The following is a 23,662-nucleotide window of genomic DNA, read 5'->3' as shown; positions in this document are numbered from 1 at the left end:
TCTCAAACTAACCGGTAACCAATTTTATTGCCACCCAGGGTTTTGAATAAGGTTTTTATTCAGTAATAACTCTGAAGTAGGGATCGGAAATAAGTAATTTTTATTTTCGTTAAATGTTTTGGTCTGATTTGGATAAGGAACGATATTGCCTGAGTTCCCGTTGGAAAGGTAGATATCCTTGTTAATCACAGCATAAGTAACGCCTGGTGTTTTTACTGCAGGTATAGCGGCAACAATCGCAAAGTCGAGTTTGCCATCCTTAGTCAGGTCGTACTCCCCAAGTCCAGGGAAATAAATTCCGTAAAACTTCTTTGCGAGCAGGTTTCCAGCTTTCCAGCGTAAGATATCACTGTACCTAAAACCCTCGCCTGCAAGCTCCACACGGCGCTCTCTTCTAATTTCCAAAATCAGGGCACTGCTTACATCAGGATACTGCGCAGCCAAAACCGGATCTATAGCCACGCCCATGTTAAGGTGGGCAGCTCCGGTCATTCCAACACGATCGCGTAGTTTATTGATGGTCAAGTCAAGGTCCGCCTGGGTAATTGTTCCCAACTCAGCCATAGCCTCAGCATAATTTAGCAGCACTTCTGCATACCTGATTACCGGAGCATCATTATCAGATTGACCGTAAATCTCCTTAATCGGATCATCCTGGTAAAATTTCACCTGAAGATAGCCTGTTGGTGTGCCTCCGGGAATTTTAGGAATGGGACTAAATCTTTTGCTTGCATCTGTTCTGTCTGTACGGGTATAAAGTGGATTCAGCACCGTTTGAATCAACCTTGGATCTCTGTTTTCAAATTCATCCATATAGGTTTTTGTTGCATAACCGGCAACTGAAGTAAATGGAGTACCGTCTTTCATCAGGTAAGAATTGACCATCTCTTTGGTAAAACCCCTGCCATAAGCGCCAGATTCGGCACTAAATGCATGCCTTAAGTTTAATATTGTACTATATTCGTAAGCCAATATGACTTCGTTTTGAGGCGCATCAGACATGGCAAACAAATTGAGGTAATCTACGTCGGGCTTTCCTGTAGTGTACAAAGAATAACCTCCTTCATCGATCACTTTTTTAGCTGCATCTTTTGCGGCAATAAGAAAACGATCTGCATCGGCAATTCCACGGTATTTGCGCCAGGTACCTTCAAACAAACAAATTCGCGACTTTAAGGATAGTGCCACATAACGGTTTATTGTCCACAGCGGGGTTTTAGATGTCCGAATATTTGCTGAAGCATAATCAAGATCCTTTAATACAGAATCCATTACCAGCGTACGCGGGTCTTGTGGTTTATACAGCTGCGCCTCGTCATTAATGTTCATTGTTCCCGAATACCAGGGCACATTTCCAAACCGCTTTACTTTATCGAAATAGAACCAGGCACGGAACAAACGGGCCACGCCAACATAATGGTTCTTTGCCTCAGCAGCAGCATTTGCTTTACCATAGTTTTCGAGAAAATAATTTACACTCCGCAAATAACTCCAGCTCCAGCCACCACCTGTACTTGGCACCAGATATTCGCCGGCCACTACTTTATCATAAGGTAGGGTTTCCATATTATCGCTTTGTGTATCATCGGTCATGATGCCTGCACCAGGAACCAGACTGTACAAACCGTTACAATATAACTCCAGGTCTTTTTCATTTTTAAAAAAAGTTTGCGGAGCGATATCCGTAATCGGGAGTTTATCAAGAAAGTCTTTTTTGCAACTTCCAAAGCATATTAAAATTATAACAATGCTTAAATAAATACCTATATTCTTTAACATGATCTTCAATTTTATATCTTAAAGTGTTACATTAATACCTGCTGAATAACTTCTTTGGAAAGGATATGATTTTCCAGTTCCCCATGACGATGAGCCGTCTCCGCCAAGTGTTTCGGGATCAAGCACCTTGAACTTAATGTTATTGATTTCTCCAATATTCTCTCCACTCAAATAGAAGCGAAAGCTCTTCAGTCCGATTCTTTTTACCAGCTTCTCCGGCAACCTGTAGCCAATGGTCAGGTTTTTTAACCGCAGATAAGAAGCATCCTGCAGGTAACGGGTCTGCACGACATCTAGATCCCGCCATTCTGCAATATCACCTGTTCTCCAGGCCGCATACCTTGGAAAGTAGGCATCCGGATTTTCCGGCGACCACATGTTATCCAGCTGATGCTGATAAACATGCTCCCACGGGGCACGATAGGTACCCCAGAAATAACTTGATGTACCTAACCAGAAATCTCTTTTAGCTACACCTTGTAAAAAAAAACTCATATCGAATCCTTTCCAGTTAAAACCACCGCTAATACCGTAGGTATAACGTGCTTCTCTATTTCCGATCACCTTCAGATCGCCATGATCGCCAAGGGTCAGTTTTCCAATATTGATTTTTCCGTCGCCATTTAAATCTCTGTACTTTGGATCACCTGCATGAAAACCATAGTAACCGTCTACAGCAGACTGATCGGCATGTGCAGCTACCTCAGCATCAGACTGAAATAATCCTTCAGTTTCCATTCCCCATATTTCTCCGATTCTTTTACCTACATAATATTCTCCAATATTGCCGTTAGGATTATCGAATTTGGTGATCACGGTATAATTATCCGCCAGAACGAATCTGAAATTGTATTTAAAATCAGAACTGGCGAGGTTGAACTTATTATTATAATTTAAGGAGAGTTCCCATCCCCTTGTTCTCAAATCAGCAGCATTGGTTCTAGGGGGAGGTGTACCAAGTACAGCGGGAAGTTGCCTTGATGAGGTTAGCATATCTTTAACATCCCGGATGTAATAGTCATAAGAGATATTCAGTTTATTTCCCATCAGGGCAATATCCGTTCCCCAGTTTTTGGTGTATTGTCTTTCCCATGTTAAGCTTGGTGAAACCAAACCTGGCGCATATACCGCAGGTGGCTGGTTACCCCCTAAAATATTGGTTATTTTAGATGAACTTGACATTAATGGTATGTATGGATAATAATCCGGGTCACTGCTACCCGCTTTACTTACCGTTTGGTTACCTAAAGAACCATAAGAGAACCTTAATTTAAAGTCGCTGATGGCAGGTTTTAATCCTTTGAAGAAATTTTCTTCAGATACGCGCCATCCTATTGATCCTGAAGGAAGAAATACATAACGGTCATCAACAGGGAAACGGGATGAACCATCTCTCCGTCCATTAACCTCTAACAGGTATTTGTTATCATAGGCATAGTTTACCCTGAAAAACTGACTTCTTAAGGCCCATTCACCTGCTGTTGAAGTATAGGATGGATTGCCCAATGCAAGACCAATGTTTGGTGTATTTGAGCTGATCAGGTCATTTCGGAATATCGAATTGCTATCTTCATGATAACCTTCCTGGCTATAACCAGCCATGGCTTTAACATTGTGTTTGCCAAAATTCTTTTCATATTCTCCAAATACATTAAATACATTGTATTTACTGGTATTATATCCCTGGCCAAGCCCGCTCTGTCCATCCTGAATATTTACATTTGGGTTGGCATACTGATATTCTAAAGGAATATATGGGTCTAGAAAATTTCCATTTACACTTTGGAAAGTATAATTGGTGGTCACCCTCAGGCTATTCTTGAAAAAATTTGTCTGTGCCTCAAAGGTGGTTAAATAATCATTTTTCTGAGACTCCCCGCGTCCACCATCTTTTAAATAGCCCAGTAGTACGCCATTTGCGGTATAGGAGCCATTTGGATTGTTTACAATCTCAAAGCTTGGTATTCTACCAATAGCGTGGAACAAATCACCTCTCGAAGGGCCATTCCACAGGGTAGGATATTTGTAACCTGTCCTGCTCAACTGTGTGGTATTACCCAATTTCAACCATGAAGTGGCTTTAAATTCTGTTTTGCTACGCAATGAATACCTGCTGTACACATCCGGATTTCCTTCAAACAATCCTTCCTGACGCAGATAGCCGGCAGAGACATTATAAGTAACCTTTTCTGTGCCTCCCCTGATGGATAAATTATTATCCCAGGTTGGCGTATTTTTTCTGAAAAGTTCATCAAACCAGTTGGTAGAACCAACATATACGTATTTTGTCGGATCAGCAGGATCTATATAATAAGGAGGCAAACTCGGATCGGCTGAACGTTTGTTCGCATAATCCATAAAAGTTTGGTTGTATAAATCGGTTCCGTAATAAGCTTTATAACCCTCATTTTTAACCCGCATTACAGTTGCCGGATCGGTTACGATATTGGGTAATTCGGTCAATCGCTTATCTGAAAAATTAGAAGAAAATTCTATATTCAAACCAGAATTAAATTTGCCACTTTTAGTCGTGATTAGGATCACACCAAAGGTTGCCCTTCCCCCGTATATAGCCGCCGAGGCCGCATCTTTTAATACCGTGATATTTTCTACATCCTGTGGATTAAGGGAATAAAGGCTGCTGTTTGATGTGGTTGGCACGCCATCAATTACAATAAGCGGAGATCCGCCATTGATGGACTCATATCCCCTGATGTTTAAATCAGAAGTACGGCCAGGCTGCCCGCTAAAATTGGTGATGGTTAGATTGGGAATCACACCCTGCAAGCCCTGTGCAATGTTTGAAATCGGGCGGTCTTTTAATACATCACCACTAACAGTACTTACGGCGCCTGTTAAATTTACTTTTTTGGTCGATCCGTAACCGACCACCACAAAGTCGCTCAGCTCTGCTGCACTTTCTTCAAGTTGTATGGTTAGCGTACTTTGTCCATTTAGTGGAACTTCTTTGGTTTTGTAACCCACAAAAGAAATCAGCAGGACATCGTTTTTATCTGCCACAAGGGAAAATTTTCCTTCCGTATTTGCAGTAGTGGCTTTTGTGGTGCCCTTCACTTTCACCGATGCTCCGGGAAGCGGTGCTCCCTTGCTATCTACTATTTTACCTTCAATATTTACAAAAACCATCAAGGGGCCACCGAAGATGTTGTTTTGCTCTTCAACCTTGTTTTTGACTACAATCGTTTTGCCTACAATGGCATAACTAAGTGTCTGGTCTTTAAAAACATCTTTCAGTACGGCGTCCAGCGGTTTGTTTTTAACCGCTAAAGATACTTTATTGCTTTTTTTAAGCAATTCGGTTTGCACCCATAAATTGTATCCGCTCTGCTTTTCAATCTTATCCAGCACAAGTTGCAGTGATGCATTCTTTACGGATAAAGTAATGCTTTGCCCATAACCTGCTGCATAAATATGAAGGCAGGTTATAAAACAGATCAAGGCTGTCAGTTTGATTCGCATGATAAATCTTCTTTTTTTATCGAGGTCTATCCCCATGTACCAGGCAAAAAAAGCCTGGGCAATTCTGTTTGCCTGCCTATTTTTATAAATAGGTAGGTACGGAGTAAAAAAATCCATATTTTTGTTTGGTTTGGTTGTTTTGTAAAAAGTTAATCCAATATTTTTCTTTCAGATTCAGCCTAAACTATTGCCGGATGTGGTCGAAACACATTCGGTTTTTTTGGCTTAATCCGGTTAAAACTGCCTGGCAGTTTTATTTCAAGTTAGTCTCTTACTATAATCCTCCTTCCTTCAATCGTAAAGTTTAAGCCTCCGGTTTTTAGTATTTCAAAAATTTGAGTTATCGGGGTATCCCTTGAAATCCGTCCGCGGAAATGATAATCGGGAACCTGCCCCACAAATTCAACATCTACATCGTACCACCTGGAAAGCTGGCGCATAATGGATGATAAACTGCTATCGTTAAACTGAAAAGAACCTTCTTTCCATGATATGATTTCTTCAATATTGGGGTTGGCATTTAAACTCATCAGTTGTCCGGTATTTATAGCCTGCTGACCTGGAACCAGTATCAGATCTGTATTGGTTTTTGCAGCTGAATGAACTTTTACACGGCCTTCAACCAGGGTTGTTTTAATGTTACCTTCATCGGCGTAACTGTTAATATTAAAATGTGTACCCAACACCTCCACCATCTGATTTCCGCTCATCACCCTAAATGGTTTAGATTTATCTTTTGCTACTTCAAAATAACCTTCACCGGTTAACACCACTTTTCTTTCCTTAGCTGAAAAGGCAAGTGGAAATTTTAAAGATGAGGCTGCATTTAGCCAAACCTGTGTCCCATCTGGTAATTTCACCAGATACTGTCCGCCTTTAGGTGTTTCGATGGTATTATAAGCACTGGCTGAACCCTGATTTGATGCACCGCTAACCGTATAACTTAATTGCCCGCTGGCCGTTTTGGAAATACTGATTCCTGCCTGTTGGGCAACCTTTCCATTGCCTGCAGCATCCAGATTGATTCTGCTGCCGTCAGCTAAAATTAAAAATGCCTTGTTACCACCTGGTGTAATGGTTTGAGGATTGGCCTGAGGCCTGCCGGCGAGCGCTGGTTTTTTATCTAGTTTTAAATAACCGATAGCAACAACGAGCAGGATCGCAGCAGCGGCAGAAAGCCATCTATAGTCTATTTTCTTCCCAACCTTCTTCTGCTTCAGCTTTCCCTCCCCTACATTTGCATCTATAAGCTGTTTGATATTACTTTTAATTGCCTGCTCATCCAGCACATCTGTGATATCGGTTTCATTATTAACCAGCATCGAATATGTTTCCAAAAATTTTTTTTCCTCATCAGATGCGGTTCCTTTGTTGTATCTGTCTAAAATCTTTAAAAGTTGCTTTTCGTTTATATGTTTCATCAGGTGGCTGCTTTAACAGTATGACCCGCGAAAAGAGAAAAAGCCCAGTCAGGATAAAAATATTTTTTTAAATCCTATGGTTTGGAAGAAAATGAGTCCTGGTGCTTAAACCAGCATGAATAAAACAAGAATAATGAGCAAAGCTGTTTTGAGTTTTGCAAGGGCTCTTCCTAAATGGTTACGTACTGTTTTAGGAGATAAACAAAGTTGAGTGGAGATTTCAAGCGTATTTAGGCCTTGGTTAAAGCGCTTTTTGAAAATTATTTTTTGTTGCTCGGGTAAATTATCGATCAGGGCTTCATAAGCACAGAGAAATTCTTTATACAAAATCTGATCATCAGCCTGGTAGCAAGATACCTCCGATTCCATTAATACATCCAGAATGGGGCTGCTGCGTTTCTGTTTGGCCATCAGTTTATAAGACTGATTTCTTACGGCAGTAAAAAGGTAGGCGCTGAGGTTTTCAATTTTGGAATCTTTATCCCTTAGCCACAATTGAGTAAAAATATCTTGCGTAATGTCTTGTGCAGAAGAGATGTCTTTAATTTGTTTGTATGCTGCATTAAAAACCTGTTTCCAATAACGGTCGTACAACTCATTAAAAGCCAGATTATCAGAAACGCTAATCAGTGCTAATAATTCTGCATCACTTCTACCTTGGGCTAGACTTAATTTCATGACATCAGTAAAGTTAAAATCCTGCTAATGATCAGCATATTTGGCTACACCAAATATATAAATACTAAACAAAGTTTAACAAAAAAAATACTTTTTTATTCTTCAATAATGGTTTATCAGCAACATAATCCATTAACTACCTTTATCTGCATACCAACGCAACTGTAAACTTATATTTCGAAAATACGCCAATAACAAACAATAGTATTAAAATTATGGATATTCGCCTAATTTTAAAAAAAGTTTCGTATAACATAAATTCATTTAATAATTAGCACTTATGTTTGTACAAACACTAAACTAAGTACAGTATAATTAAACTAACAGAATTACTTTTTCAACTCCATAAGCGGAAACTCGAAGCGCATAATATGCCTTAAGAAAGCCAATTAGAAGCGAATAAACTGATACGTGCATGAACAAACTTAAACACCTTCTCGTCAGTTCTAAGCTGTTTTTCATTATCTGGTGTATGTTAGCTGCATTTGGCACTTACTTCTGCATGTACGCTTTCAGAAAACCCTTCACCAGCGGTACCTACACAGGTTTAACGTTTTTTAATCTTGATTACAAGGCTGTTTTAATCATCTCGCAGGTACTCGGCTATATGATTTCAAAATTTATTGGCATAAAAGTGATCTCAGAGCTTAAAAAATCTGGCAGAAAAAAACTCATTATTGGCCTTATCCTTTTTGCTGAAGCATCTTTGCTGCTCTTTGGCCTGGTTCCATACCCTTTCAATTTCATTTTTCTATGCTTAAACGGTCTTCCCCTCGGCATGGTCTGGGGAATCATATTCAGCTATCTGGAAGGAAGGCGTTTTACAGAAATGCTGGCCATGGGGCTAAGCATTAGCCTTATTGTATCTTCCGGAATAATTAAAACCATATATTTCACCATACATGAGTGGCTTCCCTGGGTTTCAGAATTCTGGATGCCCGCTACCGTAGGCTTGTTTTTTCTACCCCTCTTCCTGCTGTTCGTTTGGATGCTGAATGTTATTCCTGAACCCAATGAAACCGATAAACTCCTCCGCGTAGAGCGCTTACCCATGAATACGGAAGACAAAAAGTTATGTCTGCGTGAATACGGCATTGCGATCATAGGCATTGGCATTATCTACACCATGCTTACTACGATGAGAGACTTTCGGGATAATTTTTCGGTCGAGATCTGGACTGAGATTGACAGTCAGTGGGACAAGGCTGTTTTTTCTATTACTGAAGGTATCTCAGGGACGATCGTACTGCTTTTTATTGGCAGCTTATCTTTGATCAGAAATAATATTAAGGGTTTTTGGGGTACTCAATACCTGATTGCTTTAGGTTTAATACTGAGTGGAGGCAGCACCTTGTGTTTCCAGTTTAACCTCATCAGTCCTTTTTGGTGGATGTTACTGGTAGGAATGGGGATGTTTATGGCTTATACGCCTATCCAGGTCGTGCTATTTGAACGGATGATCGCCCTTTTTAAAATAAAAGCAAATGCCGGATTTTTTGTTTACATCTGTGATGCTGTGGGCTACCTGGGCAGTGTAGGCCTTTTATTGTACAAAGAATTTTTCATGAAAAACGTCAGCTGGGCAAAAGTACTGATGCAATTCAGCTATCTGCTATCAGGAATATGTCTTTTACTGCTGGTCTTCGTCGCTATTTTCTTTAACCGAAAAATAAGGGCAAAAGGGCCGATAACAGGAATTTTAGATAAGCTACCCATAAATCTCCACGATTAACTCCTCCAGACCTGGATAGTCATTACTCCATCAGAAGCGAATGATTAGCAGATTTATTTCAATCTAAAAACAGAATTATATATATTAGATAACCATACATTTCTGAACCTCTCATGAATTTAGCCAAAATTTTTAATCGTTTATTCAAAAACATCAGCACTCAGGATAATCTAGTTTTGGTCAAACTTGATCCCAAAAAGCTCATTTTTCCTAAAAACTTTTCCGCTAAAGGGATATGAAAAATCTTGAATCATTCAACTCTGGCTTCATAAATAAACTTTCACTACAACAGCTGGTTTTTGTACTAACATTATTCTGCTTCTCATTTCAGTTTAGTACTGCACGCTCGCAGGTAACTTATAAGGGAATTGTGATTAGCGAAAACGAAAAGAAGCCGCTTGCACTGGTAACGGTAAAACTTCAACAACAGCAAAGAGATACCGTTTCAAACGAAAAAGGAATTTTCGAGATCCATACCAATGAACAACCGGATACCTTGACCTTTAGTTATATTGGTTATAATATTCAAAAGATACCTACCGCTAACTTTAAAAATGGGCAAACTGTACTGCTGAAAGAAGATAACTATACGCTAAACGAAGTACAGATCAGCGTGAAGAAACAATATGAGGTTTTAGGTAAATTTTCTTATGATCAGGTCAACTATAGCGTTAAAAAGGAAATACAGGAGCTATTCGTTTCCTCACCCCTGCCTATTGCAAAAATGTTTGAGACGACGGCTACCGATTTTAAACTGGAGTATATTACCCTTGGCCGTTTTGCGCAAAAACATTCTCCACCAAGCAAACCACTTTTTTCACCAAATGGTCGTACTACTTTATTTCCAATTAACGACGAACTTTATTTTAACCGGAATAAGCACCTCGATACATCGAAGATCAATATTTATGTAACGGGAATAGATTCTATAAGCCATGGTCCCGACACATTACTTTACTACAAAAAGATAGAAGTAATGTTGGATAGTTATCAGACCTTGAACCAGATTGATCTGCGGAAACTGAACATCCGTCCTCCCGGTTCAAGTTTTTTTGTCATTATAGAATGGTTGTATGAACTCCAGAACCAGACCTATAAAATCGGCCATAAAATGGTGACATATAATAGTCAGAACGTTTTCATCCCACAATATACCATTGGCTACGAACCTTTTATTGCGTTATATCCACAATCCGCTGATAAAACGAGTAACCGTTTTATCAGACAAGACGGAAAGTGGTATGCCCTGGATAAACCCGCAGGTGATGCTTCCAGGGAAATTGCACTGTCCATAAATATCTCATACTACAAATGAAAATGATTAAACACCTGCTTCTTTTCTGTTGTTATGGGTTGTTTGGACAGATACCAACCTTACAAGGACAGGAAATCAACCGCGTTACGATTTTTATAACAGACAGTACGACAAAAAAACCGATTATTGGCGCCCTGGTGTCCTGTAAAACCAGACAGACCTATACCATGGCCAATACGCAGGGGAAAGTGGACCTATTAGCTGCCAAAAGCGATTCGGTTTATCTCGAGAAGCAAAACTATATATCAAAAAAAATCAGGATAGCCGACGTAGAAAACGGCAAGGTGCAACTGGTGCTAAAAATGGCAACAGGTATCGTTTTTAAGGAAATCAAAGGCACCAAAAAAATAACGCTTAACGAGTTTAACATCGATCATGTGAAACATTACGTGGGTTTTCCAGACCCATTTCATCCGTTACCATACCAACAGGTGGCGCAACGTTTCTATAATCCGGCAGAACGTTATATGCTGGAAAAAATTTCTGTTGCCCAGCTCCTGTTTAACTCAGAGCTAGCGATTACTGAGAATAAAAATCTTTTTTTAACTAAAAACTATAAAGATGGAGATGCTCCTGGCGGAGATAACAGCAGAGTTTACAAATACGAGGATTTGCAAAATGCCACTTTCAGGGTCAGGATCTATCGCGCCGATGCTGCCGGTTTTCCTGCTGAAGATCTATGCAATGAGGAAATCAATGTAACTGCGGAAAACTCATATAAGATCGTGGCGAATATTTCAAAATATAAAATTATCATACCAAAGGGCGATTTCTTTGTCGCCATACAATGGCTGCCCAACATTGAAAACGCAAGTCAGATCGCCTACAACACATTTTCCACTACCAAACTAACTGGTTTCAAACCTTTTGTAGGACTTGAGCTGATCAAAGATGGGGAGGCTACATTTTTTGCAAAAGATTATTCAGGAAACTGGAAAATAAGTCGGGATAAGGCAAAATTGGCTATAACCGTTACAGGCAGGGCAGAATAAACCTTATAATACCAAACTTGTGAGCGCTTGATGAAATATTTTACTCTATAATTTTTCAAGTAAAAACATTATCAATTGACTCTGGAGTCCCATCTAGTTGATTTCTGTAACATAAAATCGGAACTCAAAAAATGCGGGCAGCACAGATAACACTGCCCGCGGGTATTTATTGAAGCGTTATGGTTGAGGTTTTATAGTTTTGGCTCACCGGCAGGGTACCGTCCTTCAAGGTCAATATCAGCTTTTTAGCCGTTGCCAGATTTGCAGGAATAGCAGTGATGACCAATTGGGCCGAACTGCTGTTGGCAGGAATCGTAATTTTCCCTGCCGGTCCCGAAATCGTATAATGCGTACCTGCTACAGCTGTGCTTGCAGGATCTATCGAATAGTCGATGTTGATATCAGAACCCTGTTGTGGCCCTACCAGCTGGATAAGTACTGTAGTGCTTCCGGGAGCAGCCGTTGTACCTTTCGCAAGTGTTACGGTAACCGGCTTAAATTCTACCTGCGATGGCTGGTCGTATTCTATCCTGTATTTTTTACATCCAAAAAACAGCAGTATTGCCAATATAGCGGCTGGAAATATTATTTTTTTCATATGATTTATTATTTTAATAGCCTGGGTTTTTAACAAGATTCGGGTTCACACTCAGGTCGGCCTGTGGTATGGGGGCAAGGATTCTATAATCGGTATTATAGGCAATAGGCGCAATAGTTCCCAATGCCGTAGATTTTGGAACATCTAAACCAAGGCGGACCAGATCAAACCACCTGTCCCCCTCAAATGCAAGTTCAATCCTTCTTTCTTTCAGAATTGCAGCTATTGAAACGGGAACACTGCCTAAACCTGCTCTTATTCTAATCTTATCCAGATCACTCTGGGCAGTTGCACCAATGGCCGAACCTGCCCTAAAATTGGCTTCCGCCCTAATCAGGTAAAGTTCAGAAACCCTAAGTAAGGGTATATTTTGTAAAAAGTTAACCCCATTTGTCGGAACCCATTTGCGCACATAATTAACCGTTACATTACTTTTTTTGCCTGTTGTAATGGTACCTCTTCTTATATCTCCCGTTTCATACAATGCCAGTAACTCGGGTGTTGGCGTAAAATCGCCATATCCTACCTTTGGCTCACTGTTGTTATCAAAAGCAGTCTGATCCTGGCGCTTACCGTAATCAGCGGGAAACTGGGCGTAATAAGACTGTAAGGATTCATTGATATTAGATTGTTCGGAAGTGATTACAATATTCAGGATGGCTTCCGGATTATTGTCAGCGTAAAAACTGGAGGTATATGCGGCATTGCTCACAAAGGTTGAGCCTGCTGCAGCAATTGCTTTATCTGCATAAGTGGCGGCCTGACTATACTTACCCCAGTAAAGGTAAACTTTAGACAAAATAGCCTGTGCAACCGTTTTGGTAATGTACCTGTTCCCGGCGGCATTATCCAGAATACTTTCTGCAGCCAATAAATCCAATTCAATTTGTTTGTAAACCTCATCTACTGTATTCCTTGCAGGAAAAGTAACTGCTGCGAGTGTAGGTGTCGGCTTCAGAACAAGCGGCACACCTTTATCAAATCCATTGACGATAAATTGAGGATTATAGCCGTACAACTTTACCAGATCCCAGTAAAATAAAGCACGTAAGCCATATGCCTGACCTAAGATCTTATTTTTGTCTGCCTGCGCACCAGCCAGGTTAGTTGTTGCTTCGATAACCAGGTTAACCTGATTAATACCCGAAGTATACAGTCCCCAAAGGCTCATGTGGGCGCCCGCTGCATTAACCGAATTGGTGATCAAACGGTTAGAATTAAGCCCGGGAATCGGATAAATATTATCAGCCATGATATCAGGATTGATTTTAAACGACTGCCCGTAATATCCGGTTCCCCTTAAATTACTGTAAACGGTATTGAGCAGACTATTAACGCCTGTAAGACTGGATAAGGCATCAGCCGCAGCTATAGTATCTCTGGGCGCCGTTTCCAGTGTTTTTTTACATCCTGAAATCCCAACCAGCCCGGTTAGTATAAGTATATATAAGTATTTTTTCATTTTGATTTATTTTTATCTACAATCCGATCTGGAATCCTAAAGTATAAGTTCTCGCCTGCGGTACTCCCCCATTATCAGAAAGTACGCTTTCCGGATCAGTCCCTGTATATTTGGTCCAGGTTAACAGATTGGTACCGGTCGCATAAAGAAGTACATTATTAAGCTTTGCTTTGGAAATGAAATTTTTAGAAAATTTGTAAGACAACCTCACTTCTTTTAGTCGCAGGTAATCTCCTGGCTTATACCACTGGGTTGATAGCGTACTGTATGCAGTAGAGGCAATTCCCCCGGTTACATAATTTCCTCCGGTATAGGCAAGCGGCACATCTGTAATCTGCCCAGGTGTTGTCCATCTTCTAAAAACATCCGTACTCCGGTTTGATGCATTTGCATAACTATCCAGGAAGTTTTTATTCTGATCGATCAGCAAAAAGCCTGTAGCATACTGGAAGAAGATATCAAGGCCAATTCCACCGTATGAAAAGTTATTGGTAAACCCACCAAAATATTTCTGCTGGCTGTCGCCTATAATTTTCCTGTCGTTGGTGGTGAGGTTATAGGTCAGGTTATTGTTTGCATCTAACCAAAGCGGTCTTCCATCAGCCGGATTTACCCCCGCATACTGGTAAGAAAGAATCCTGCTTACGGAGTTGCCAACCAACTGGAATCGTGGATCAAGATCATCGGTAATAAGTTCGAGTACTTTGTTTTTATTAAACGAGACGTTGAATGAACTGCTCCATTTAAATTTACCGACCAGGTTTTCAGAATTTATCTGAAATTCGAAACCCCGGTTACGCATTTTACCGGCATTATCGCTCACTCCGCTATAACCGCTTGTACTGGGCAGTGTACGCGTTAAAAGCAGGTTTTTATTCAGTTTATTATAATATTCGGCAGTAAAACTTAACCTATTGTTCAATATTGACACATCGGTACCAAGATTCAGGGTATAACTGTCTTCCCATGTAAGTTCTACATTCGGAAGGCCGCCCGGCGAAATCCCGCCTACACCATTATAACCTGAGTTCGAACCAAAGGTGGAAAGAGAGGCAAAGTTTCCGATACCCGAATTCCCAACTTTACCATAACTGGTTCTGATTTTCCAGTCATTCAGCCATTTAACATCCTTTAAAAAGTTCTCTCTTGAAAGTCGCCATGTAAGTGATCCCGATCCAAAGAGCCCGAATTTCTGGTTTTCACCAAACCTTGAATTTCCATCGTAACGGATTGTTCCGTTAACAATATACTTATCATCAAAAGCATATTCTGCCCGGGCAAAATATCCCAGGTTTTTAAACTCTGTAAAGCTCGACGAAATAGAAGCCAGAACAGTACCTCCGTTCAATGTCCTGAATAAATAGTTTGGAAAACCTGTTTTCTGGGTAGTTACGGAGTTGTTTACCTGATGGCGATACTCAAAACCTGCCAAAGCAGATACTTTATGCTTAGCTCCATACAGGTGGCTGTAATTTAAAGTTGCGTTGGTTTGGTAATTTTTAAACTCGGTATCTAAAAAGGTATATCTTCCGTTTGGTGCGGCACCATCTCTTGTTCTTGGATCCTGAAAACGGTCCTCTTTGATATCTCCATAATCGATCGAACCTGTTGCCCTAAACTTCAGGTCATCAATAATTTTATAATTCAAGGCAAAAATCCCCTGAAGCTGGTTGGTAGTCCCTTTGTTAATATCGTAATTTGCAGATTTGATTGGATTGGTGGCTACTGCACCGAGCAAAGGTTCATTGTAATCGCCCGAGGCGGTGTATATGGCCTGGGTTGGAATCAGAAAGTTTGCTCCAAATGAAGGGTTTGCAAATGTTGAACCACTCAGCGTTCCATTCTGGGTAAAGGTACTCAGGTTTAAATTTGCCTCCAGCGATAACCGGTCATTTACATTGTGCTCAAGATTGGTTTTAAAGGTACCTCTTTTGAAATCCTGCTGAATCTGTTGCCCTTTTTGATCAAACAGACCTGCAGAAATATAAAATTTGGTTTTGGCGTCACCTCCCCGGGCAGTTAACTGATAGTTTTGTGTCTGGCCTTTCCGGTAGGCGGCATCATACCAGCTATAAGATGGTGCGGCAGACGGATCAGAACCAAAAACCGTTTTGATACCAGAAGGACCAACAACCTGGCTGCTATTGGCACCGTACCGGTTAACATATTCTTCTGTGTACACCGATAGCCACTCAGGTCCAGAAAGTACATCAAGTCTGTTAACCTCTTCTGCGTAACCAAAGTAACTACTGAAATCGAATTCGGTTTTCCCTGCTTTCCCTCGTTTTGTTGTGATGATAATTACGCCGTTTGCGGCCTGTGAGCCGTAAATAGATGCAGATGAAGCATCTTTCAATACATCAATAGTTTCGATATCATCGGGATTCAGGTTGTTTAAAATATTAGATGTAGATAAGCTTCTGGATAAATCTCCCGAATTGATCTGGATACCATCCACGATGTAAAGTGGTGCAGTACTGGCGTTAAATGAGCCCGTTCCGCGGATCAATACACTTACCGAAGCACCTGGTGTTCCTGAATTGGTGGTTACCCTAACCCCGGGTAACCTACCCTGCATGGCCCTATCGAAACTTATTAAAGGCACTTTTTCAATCTCTTTTGCCGAAATACTGGAAACCGCACCTGTAATGTCTCTTTTTTTAACCGTTTGGCCGAAACCAGTTACGATAACCTCTTCTAAACCTGTTTGATCGGCTTGTAAGCTGATATTGATTGCCTTACGGTCACCAATATTCTCCCTTAGCGTTACAAAACCGAGGTAGCTAAACTCAATTGTTTTTGCCGATGATGGAGCAACGATGGAAAACCTCCCGTCTGCATCAGTTTGCGTGGCAATTTTACTGCCCGATATTCTTACAGAAACAGCAGGAATGGGCAGCCCGTCTGCCACAGCTATTACCTTTCCTGTAATAACTTTGGTTTGTGCCCTTGCATTAAAGACTGCAAAAAGGCACAGTATAATAAGCGAAAATAACTTTCGTTTCATTTATGATGGTTTTAGTTAATGAATGTTGATGCCAGTTCCCAATTCATGGCAGATATTGAAATTTTACCCACAGCGATTTCATTGCTAACAGAAAAACTGCCTAGCCTTAAATCAACACAATGCTTTAAGAAGAAAAATGGGGTAATTTGGGAGAATAGGATAGTTTAAGCAGTAATACAATCGTTTACGGCTAAGGGACATCCATTTAATTGACGAACTAATTTTTTAGGATATTTTCATTATATTTGTTTGAGTGGTTAAACATTAAGTCGCATTATTGGTCACATACCGTGATAAATCACTTGATTCAGGGGCGGCCTCAATCGCCCCTGTTATTATTTATCTGGTAACCTTTTGTACACTTTGCATAAAAGGGCAGCTGTCTTTTTTCTCTTATTATTTCTAAAACTTATTAATTAATTTTTATTGAACCGTATTCTTATCTATTTACTTTTAGCCTCCAGAAGCGACGCCAGTTTTTCTTTCAATGCTTCTCCACGAAGTCCTTTTGCGATAATCTTTCCATCTGGATCAATTAAAAAGTTTGCCGGGATAGATCTGATTCCATATTGTTTTGCTACCGCATTGTCCCAAAATTTTAGGTCAGAAACATGTGTCCATGTCAACTGGTCATCGGCAATGGCTTTTAACCAGGCCTCTTTTTTCCCAGGCTGATCTAAAGAAACACCCAATATGGTAAACCCTTTATCTTTATACTGATTATAGGCTGCTACTACATTAGGATTCTCCTGTCTGCAAGGTCCGCACCATGAAGCCCAAAAATCAACCAGAACATATTTTCCTTTAAAATCAGATAATTTTACCGGTTTATCGTTTACATCATTTTGTGTAAAATCGATTGCCTGAAGTCCAATTTTGGTTTTCTTTACCGCGTTGAAGTAAATTGAAACATCTTTACCAGCTTTACTCTCTTTTACCGTCCCATCTAATCCAGCATAAACCTGTTCCGCTTCTGCCTGTACGGATTCACTGGTGGCAATCTGCTGAATTGCGTTTAAGCTTATGTAAGATTTAGGGTTTTTCCTTGCAAAATCAAGGTATATTGGCTCCAGCGCCTTACTTGCTGCTTCATAACGTTTATAAATCGAATCGGTTAGTGCCTTATTTTTTTTCTGTTCAGGACTAAGTTTACCAAATTCGCCGCTTATGGCTGCAAGTTTATCCTGTACAGGTTTGGTTAACGCTTTTAACTTATCATTATCGGCATTTACTTTCGATCCGGAAATTGAAGCATTTTTTAAAGAATCTGCCGTGGCAAGTTTAAGGGTACCTGTTTCGAGATAAAAGGACAATACATCCCTTTTTCCGTTTTTTTCAACTGGTTTTCTATAGAGCGATGCCCTAACCGGATCGGCTACATGGCCAGAAAAGGAGAATGATCCATTTTTTAATTCTGTAGAATCGGTAAGCGATTGTCCATTCTGAGCATAACTGAGGTATACTTTTTCGGGGGCTGATGATTTTTTCAGGGTTCCCTCAATGGAGAACGGTTTCTGTGCTATTGCTGCAACCGGAAGGATACTAATGGCAATTAGTAGTGATTTTTTCATGGTTTTTGGTTTTATGGGTTCTTTTTATAAAATAATTAAGTTCAAAGTTGAAACAGCATGTAAGCTCAACTACCTGAAAACACGCTCGAAATAGTTGTTGCCTTTCAGCTGGAAGATATCAGGTTTCATCCCTACAAAAACTTTTTCGGGAGTGATATCGTCAGCGCTGGTGTTTAAATAAATGTTCATTTTTTAATCTTTAAAATTTACCACAGGCTCATTCAGATTCTTTAGCGAAATCTTTCTTATCTTTCCTTGGTTAGAGGAAGGATTTAGCACCTTATTTGGCAACAGGTTGCTAAGACATCACAGGGCCTTTCCCTCAGTCTTTCTGGATAAGTCTGCAAAATTATTCCTTGCAGGAGCAAATATATATAATTCCTATAGATTTTGTAGTCTTTTTATTTAAAGTCTAAAAAAAGTGGTTATACCTGTAAAAACACTCATGAAAATTGCATATCTATGACTGTTGATGTAACAAACTTTGGTGGATATTTAAGCTACTATGCCAGGGAAGAAACCCTTTAAATGACAAAGGCTACCTTACAGGTAGCCTTTAATGTGGTGGAGAATATCGGATTCGAACCGATCACCTCTTCACTGCCAGCGAAGCGCTCTAGCCAAATGAGCTAATCCCCCAATTTTAAATTTTCAAGCTTCCTGCCCGAGCAGCAAAAATAGCAAATACTTTCTCGAATGCAAATGATAATTCACTTTTTAATTAATCTTTAGGTTTAAAAGCAAACAAGGCCATTAAACAGATTACCGCAAACACCGATTGCATAGGATAATTGATGAACAGAAAAAGTACAAATGTGGCAATAAGCAACAGTACAAAAAACATAATGGCCTTAAAAGCGGTATCCATATAACACATGGCTACAACAGCCAAAAGGTAAAAAGGAATAATAACGGCAGCTATAAACATCGCCGAAAATAAATTCCTAATATTAACCGAACATTAAATATGCTTTAGGTTTAATTGCGTAAAGTTGTGAGTTAAATATATTCGTTAACTTCTTTTTTGTTTAACAGCTCCTGATAACAATCTACAAATTGGGCCACGTTATAGCCATCCATCAAGGCATGGTTTACGTGTATGGAAACCGACATTATTTTTCTCCCGTTTTCATCTCTAACCTTGCCAAAAGATATTTTAGGGCAGCTATCGTGATAAGCATAATTGCGGGCATGTGATAAAGAAGTGAAATTTAACCAGGGTAGTGCCGAATAGTGAATTACATTTCCGCCTGATGAGGAAGGGATTAAACCTGTGCTGGCCTGCACCTTTTCAATCTCTTTATTGGCCGCTGTTCTAAAATCTTCAAAGTCATTATAGAAATCCATGTAGCCAAATCCAAATGTGCCATTTGGTCTGTTAATTGTGGCTGCAGCATGCACGCTTTCATACTTCCAAACCTCGCCATCAATAATGCGGTAACGAAAAGGTTCTACCTGATTGGCAGCAACAAGCGATTTGTGCAGGTAAAGCAGAAAAAAAGAAACTTGATGTTCTTTTGCTTCTTTGTAGGTAGCCGTACAGTCAACTTCTACGGTTACGCCGAAGAAAGGTTCTTCAAAGGCGCTAAAAAATTTAAAATGATCTTTTCTGATCCAGGTGTTTATATCTATTTTTTCTTTCATTCAATTAATTTTGGTAAAACCTCAGATAGATTTTCCATCTGATAAAAGTTTGCATGTTCGATGGTATGATCGATACTTTCGTGCACCCAGGTGGTATGGAAAGGAATGTGAACAGCATGGCCGCCAATATTCAATACGGGTAAAACATCCGATTTTAGAGAATTGCCCAACATTAAAAAGGCCTCAGGTTTACAATCCAGATGTTTAATCAGTTTTTGATAATCTTTTTCCTGTTTATCGCTCATAATTTCGATATGGTGAAAATAGTGGTCCAGCCCTGATTTGGTCAGTTTTCGTTGTTGGTCGAGTAAATCACCTTTGGTAGCGACCACCAGTTTGTATTTCCCATGTAAGGTTTTTAATACCTCTTCTACCCCATCAAGCAATACAACAGGTTTATTGAGCATTTCCTGTCCAAGTGTTATCGCTTTACTAATCACAACAGGATCTATTTTACCTTCGGTTATCCTTAAAACGGTCTCGATCATGCTTAAAACAAAACCTTTAATCCCGTAACCATAAAGCGGTAAATTGGCTATTTCTGTTTTATAAAGTTCTGCCAAGATGCTGTGCCGGGGCATAAAATCTTCTAAAAGACCTGCAAACTGCTCTTCGGTTTCGCGGAAATAAGGTTCGTTTACCCAAAGGGTATCATCAGCATCAAAAGCAATTACAGTAATTTGATTTTTCATGGTTATGCTTACTTTAGTAGCACAAAAGTAAAGCAACAGATACCGTTAAAAAAGGACATTTGTCTCGATTAAATAAATATGCTTCGCACCAATCTTACTTTCTTATCCTTTATCGAACGTTTTTCTTCCGAAAATAAAGGAGAAGCCATAACACTTAAAAACTTTAAAGCAGGACATCGTTTTGTTGAACAGGGTGAAAAAATCAACAATATTTACATCATTAAGGATGGCATTAGCAAGTGTTTTATTTCTGAAGAAAACGGTAAAGATTTTATTATCGAATTTTTAGGTAAAGGCGAAGTGGTAGGCGAATTGGAGGCTTTAAAAAAGATAGATTGCTTATGTAATGTAGCGGCAATAAGTGATGTTTCGGCCTACGTTATTCCCGATCATCTTTTCCTTTCACTGATTCATAAAAGTAGTGAATTTACTACAATCTTACTCCAGGAATTGTCTACCAGAATTATACAAACCAGTACACGGGCATCCTTCCAGCAGCTATATACCTTAGAATATGCGCTTTTAAAATTGCTCAAACTGCAGGCCGATGAGCACATCTCCATCTCGAAAGAAGACATGGCTGCCTATCTGGGCATTTCCGTAAGAAGCTTTAACAGAAGCTTAAAGCAAGTGATTGATAAAGGAGGTTTTGATACCCCCGAATTTAAGCATGTACTCCAGCTCACCAATATGAAAAAGCTACTCGAACGATTAAAATAACCAACGTTATTTGTGGTATAATTATTGCTTCGAAGGTATTTAAAAATTAACTGTAACGTTTCGGCAATTTGATTCGTTTAAGTAATTGAAATTTAACAAGGCCGCATTTTTGCGGAAAACAATGCCACACAAAAAAACCACATATATAATGAAAAACTGCAAACGTCAATTCACATTAAGATTCCCAAGTTAATCGATATTCTGGAGTACCAGCTTACTCTGCAATAAAACGATATCCTTAATTATCATTTAAATAAGGCGCAGGCAACACCTCTGCCATTTACATTGATTCAGCTAATCTTAATTAAACATGAGTGCTTATATTAACATCTACACCAATTCTTTAACAGACGATCTAATTCCAACAATTTTAAAACGGTTAAACGAACATGAAAATGTTCTGGACATTAACTCATCCTTTTCATTTCGAAATACAAACGGGACTCTTCCAATTGTTTTTAAGTGGGACAAGCCAAGCCTGGAAATATTCAACGAAAATAATTTGAAATTAAATTTTAGTGTTTCACTAAAATCTTTCGATCTTAAAGAATACAAGAAAAAGCTTTTTAAAGAAAAAATTATCAAACAAAGCGCTGTTCAAAAAATATTTGGGTTATTTAAGAAGAAGAAAAAAAAGAAAGTAGCCAAACCTGTAAAATTAAGTGCAGAGGTTGAAACACAATTACAGCAGTACAATAAAGTATTTTCTTTAAAATATCATTCAGGTGATGTTTTTGAAAACCATTTTGCAACTTTAATTGGTGCGATTATTACAGAATTAACCAATGGCGTTTGTCATTTTACCCAGGAGAATGTGTGGTACAATGCTAAAAACGCACTAAGAGAATCGTTGGTAAACTTATATACACTTGAAGAACTGCCTAACCACATCAACAAAAATGCGGTAGCCGTTGCGAGCTAAAAAAAATTAAATTTCTAAAGCCAATATCAATGCTTCTTATATATCTTAAGATATTGATATTGGCTTTTCTTTTTACCTTCATCATCACTTTAATACGCTCCCTGGAGTTATTGGTCGTTATCAATATTTAACGCGTCATCACACAGTCTCAAATCTTTAGGATTAATAGCTTTCCTGCGAGATATCTAAGCTACATCTCTCCACAAACGCCCAACTGCGCTTTGTTTCTCAATGCCTGAGCGGACACTAAACATTTAAGGCTTAAAACTTGTTGTTTAATTAAACGAACACCAGTATGCCCGATATCTTAATTATAAACGGTAGCGCCAGATTGAATGGAAATACACAAAAGTTTATCAGCAAACTCACTCAGGAAATTGCATTTGATCAGCTAAATTTAGTGGAGCATTATTTTCTGCCGTATAATTACGAAAACCAATATCCGGTTGAAGATGGTTTCGAAACCTTTGCAAAAGAAATCCTATATCATAAACACCTTATTTTTGCAACACCTGTGTATTGGTACAGCATGAGCGGGCGAATGAAAAACCTGTTCGATCGCCTGACAGATTGGGTAACCCTGAATAAAGAAGTGGGCCGAAATCTAAAAGGAAAAACAGTACAGTTAATTGCCGTAGGAACGGATGGCGATTTACCCGACGGTTTTACAACACCATTTTTTATGACGGCCAATTACATGGAGATGGATTTTAAAGGCCATGTTTATTTCAATTCGGATCTAACAATTAGCGAGGAAGAACATGCAGAAATCAGGAAATCTTTTTTTAGTTTTATAGCTGTATAAACACCTTGTTTAGCACGCATCATAATTTATATATCCAAAAATTCTATTTAAAGCAAAAGCATGAATGTAGAAGAAGTTTTTAAGAATAATGAAAAATGGATTGCCGAGAAACTGGCCATTAATCCTGATTATTTCACTGAATTATCGAAAGGTCAAAGCCCTGAGTTTTTGTACATCGGCTGTTCAGATAGCCGTGTTACCGCAGAAGATTTAATGGGCATACAGCCAGGTCAGGCTTTTGTACACCGAAATGTGGCCAATCTGGTAAACAACGTAGATTTAAATGTAATGACGGTTTTAAATTATGCCGTACGCCATTTAAAAGTAAACCATATTGTTGTTTGCGGCCATTACAATTGTGGCGGTGTTAAAGCAGCCATGCAACCTGCAGATTTGGGCATATTAAATCCCTGGTTAAGAAATATCCGCGATGTATACCGTATCCACAAAGAAGAGCTGAATGCCATTGAGGACGAAGGTCTTCGTTACAACAGATTGGTAGAACTTAACGTTCAGGAGCAATGTGTTAACCTGTTAAAAACCGCAGCCGTGCAGGAAGCAATTGCCGGACGCGGCTTAACCGTTCATGGTTGGGTATTTGACATCCACACCGGTCGTTTAATTGATCTAAAAATCGATTTTGAAAAGATTTTGAAAGACATTAAGGAGATTTATAACCTTTATTAGTCCATAGTCATAAGTGCGAAGTCTTTAGTCCTAATGACATAAAAACCCCGCAGGTTTAAAACTTGCGGGGTTTTATTATCTTTGTGGAGTCCTAAAAAAGGTTGACCAAATCTTAACAAAATGGTCAATAATAATTTAAAAAAATTGCAACGTTCAC

Annotated in this window: 18 protein-coding genes, 1 tRNA gene and 1 riboswitch; of the genes, 7 read left to right on the top strand and 12 right to left on the bottom strand. The window is 39.4% G+C overall.

The window, feature by feature from the left end:
• Positions 1 to 24 precede the first annotated feature (24 nt).
• The 4 genes from AC07YT_RS18720 to AC07YT_RS18705 all read right to left on the bottom strand — a co-directional run bounded on the left by AC07YT_RS18720 (position 25) and on the right by AC07YT_RS18705 (position 7,358).
• Positions 25 to 1,779 carry a RagB/SusD family nutrient uptake outer membrane protein gene (locus tag AC07YT_RS18720; RefSeq protein WP_086544804.1) on the bottom strand — a complete coding sequence of 585 codons (1,755 nt, stop codon included), beginning with the start codon at positions 1,777 to 1,779 and terminating at the stop codon, positions 25 to 27.
• 18 nt (positions 1,780 to 1,797) lie between these two features.
• A complete protein-coding gene (locus tag AC07YT_RS18715) occupies positions 1,798 to 5,376 on the bottom strand; it encodes a TonB-dependent receptor (protein ID WP_086544803.1) in 3,579 nt (1,192 codons plus the stop codon).
• Between the two features lie 146 nt (positions 5,377 to 5,522).
• Positions 5,523 to 6,680 (bottom strand): FecR family protein, encoded by a 1,158-nt coding sequence (locus tag AC07YT_RS18710; RefSeq protein WP_086544802.1) that lies wholly within the window; start codon positions 6,678 to 6,680, stop codon positions 5,523 to 5,525.
• Positions 6,681 to 6,785: 105 nt separating this feature from the next.
• A complete protein-coding gene (locus tag AC07YT_RS18705) occupies positions 6,786 to 7,358 on the bottom strand; it encodes an RNA polymerase sigma factor (protein ID WP_086544801.1) in 573 nt (190 codons plus the stop codon).
• 415 nt (positions 7,359 to 7,773) lie between these two features.
• Between AC07YT_RS18705 and AC07YT_RS18700 the strand changes: the two genes are divergently transcribed.
• From AC07YT_RS18700 to AC07YT_RS18690, 3 genes are all read left to right on the top strand, one after another.
• Complete coding sequence (locus AC07YT_RS18700; RefSeq protein ID WP_145954181.1) at positions 7,774 to 9,090, top strand: DUF5690 family protein; 1,317 nt, start codon at positions 7,774 to 7,776, stop codon at positions 9,088 to 9,090.
• A 235-nt stretch (positions 9,091 to 9,325) separates the two neighbouring features.
• Positions 9,326 to 10,405 carry a carboxypeptidase-like regulatory domain-containing protein gene (locus AC07YT_RS18695; RefSeq protein ID WP_086544799.1) on the top strand — a complete coding sequence of 360 codons (1,080 nt, stop codon included), beginning with the start codon at positions 9,326 to 9,328 and terminating at the stop codon, positions 10,403 to 10,405.
• Positions 10,402 to 11,397: a hypothetical protein gene (locus AC07YT_RS18690; protein ID WP_086544798.1), complete on the top strand. Its 996-nt coding sequence runs from the start codon at positions 10,402 to 10,404 to the stop codon at positions 11,395 to 11,397. Before AC07YT_RS18695 ends, AC07YT_RS18690 begins: the two co-directional genes overlap by 4 nt.
• A gap of 166 nt (positions 11,398 to 11,563) precedes the next feature.
• Here the strand turns inward: AC07YT_RS18690 and AC07YT_RS18685 are convergent, their stop codons facing one another.
• The 8 genes from AC07YT_RS18685 to AC07YT_RS18650 form a co-directional block, all read right to left on the bottom strand.
• Positions 11,564 to 11,995 (bottom strand): hypothetical protein, encoded by a 432-nt coding sequence (locus tag AC07YT_RS18685; protein WP_086544797.1) that lies wholly within the window; start codon positions 11,993 to 11,995, stop codon positions 11,564 to 11,566.
• A gap of 13 nt (positions 11,996 to 12,008) precedes the next feature.
• Positions 12,009 to 13,457, bottom strand: coding sequence for a RagB/SusD family nutrient uptake outer membrane protein (locus AC07YT_RS18680; protein ID WP_086544796.1), 1,449 nt, complete (start codon positions 13,455 to 13,457; stop codon positions 12,009 to 12,011).
• Between the two features lie 16 nt (positions 13,458 to 13,473).
• Positions 13,474 to 16,464, bottom strand: coding sequence for a SusC/RagA family TonB-linked outer membrane protein (locus tag AC07YT_RS18675; RefSeq protein WP_086544795.1), 2,991 nt, complete (start codon positions 16,462 to 16,464; stop codon positions 13,474 to 13,476).
• Between the two features lie 443 nt (positions 16,465 to 16,907).
• On the bottom strand, positions 16,908 to 18,035 hold the full coding sequence (locus tag AC07YT_RS18670) for a TlpA disulfide reductase family protein (protein WP_086544794.1): 1,128 nt from the start codon (positions 18,033 to 18,035) through the stop codon (positions 16,908 to 16,910).
• A 242-nt stretch (positions 18,036 to 18,277) separates the two neighbouring features.
• Positions 18,278 to 18,377, bottom strand: a riboswitch (SAM riboswitch).
• A gap of 220 nt (positions 18,378 to 18,597) precedes the next feature.
• Positions 18,598 to 18,674 (bottom strand) — tRNA-Ala (locus tag AC07YT_RS18665).
• 82 nt (positions 18,675 to 18,756) lie between these two features.
• Positions 18,757 to 18,963: a hypothetical protein gene (locus AC07YT_RS18660; protein WP_086544793.1), complete on the bottom strand. Its 207-nt coding sequence runs from the start codon at positions 18,961 to 18,963 to the stop codon at positions 18,757 to 18,759.
• A 71-nt stretch (positions 18,964 to 19,034) separates the two neighbouring features.
• The gene (locus AC07YT_RS18655) at positions 19,035 to 19,679 is read right to left on the bottom strand and encodes a chloramphenicol acetyltransferase (protein ID WP_086544792.1); all 645 of its coding nucleotides are present in this window, start codon (positions 19,677 to 19,679) and stop codon (positions 19,035 to 19,037) included.
• A complete protein-coding gene (locus AC07YT_RS18650; RefSeq protein ID WP_086544791.1) occupies positions 19,676 to 20,371 on the bottom strand; it encodes an HAD family hydrolase in 696 nt (231 codons plus the stop codon). Before AC07YT_RS18650 ends, AC07YT_RS18655 begins: the two co-directional genes overlap by 4 nt.
• A gap of 78 nt (positions 20,372 to 20,449) precedes the next feature.
• On the opposite strand from AC07YT_RS18650, the gene AC07YT_RS18645 reads away from it, so the two are divergent.
• From AC07YT_RS18645 to AC07YT_RS18630, 4 genes are all read left to right on the top strand, one after another.
• Entirely contained in the window at positions 20,450 to 21,091 is a 642-nt protein-coding gene (locus AC07YT_RS18645) for a Crp/Fnr family transcriptional regulator (protein WP_086544790.1), read from the top strand.
• 310 nt (positions 21,092 to 21,401) lie between these two features.
• A complete protein-coding gene (locus AC07YT_RS18640; RefSeq protein ID WP_086544789.1) occupies positions 21,402 to 22,013 on the top strand; it encodes a hypothetical protein in 612 nt (203 codons plus the stop codon).
• A gap of 295 nt (positions 22,014 to 22,308) precedes the next feature.
• Positions 22,309 to 22,818: a flavodoxin family protein gene (locus AC07YT_RS18635; protein WP_086544788.1), complete on the top strand. Its 510-nt coding sequence runs from the start codon at positions 22,309 to 22,311 to the stop codon at positions 22,816 to 22,818.
• Positions 22,819 to 22,878: 60 nt separating this feature from the next.
• Positions 22,879 to 23,505 carry a carbonic anhydrase gene (locus AC07YT_RS18630; RefSeq protein ID WP_086544787.1) on the top strand — a complete coding sequence of 209 codons (627 nt, stop codon included), beginning with the start codon at positions 22,879 to 22,881 and terminating at the stop codon, positions 23,503 to 23,505.
• Positions 23,506 to 23,662 lie beyond the last annotated feature (157 nt).

Source organism: Pedobacter sp. GW460-11-11-14-TSB4, from assembly GCF_059423705.1.
The sequence above is the reverse complement of the archived record's forward strand: the minus strand, read 5'-3'. Positions and strand labels throughout refer to the sequence as shown.